General features: G+C 78.8%; 1 protein-coding gene. It reads left to right on the forward strand.

The genetic code is table 11. The features are described from left to right. A partial coding sequence (locus KN815_RS46090) for an FAD-dependent oxidoreductase (protein WP_216347752.1) occupies positions 1-297 on the forward strand: 297 nt, incomplete at both ends.

A 297-nucleotide genomic window follows, 5' to 3' on the forward strand; every position in this document is an offset into this window, starting at 1 on the left:
CGGCGGGCGGCCGGGCGGCGGGCCCGTGGGCTCCCCGGTCACCGGCGTACGGACCTCCCACGGCACGGTCAGCGCCCCCGCCGTCCTGAACGCGGCGGGCACCTGGGCCGGTGCGGTGGCGGGGCTCGCGGGCGTCGAGCTGCCGGTGCTGCCGCGCCGGGGCTTCGTCCTCGTCACCGAACCCCTGCCGCCCGCGACCGTACGGCACAAGGTCTACGCGGCCGACTACGTGGACGCGGTGGCCAGTTCGGACGCGGAGCTTCAGGCGTCGCCGGTCGTGGAGGGCACGGGCGGCGG

Origin of the sequence: Streptomyces niphimycinicus, from assembly GCF_018883605.1 — a bacterium.
Taxonomy (GTDB): domain Bacteria; phylum Actinomycetota; class Actinomycetes; order Streptomycetales; family Streptomycetaceae; genus Streptomyces; species Streptomyces niphimycinicus.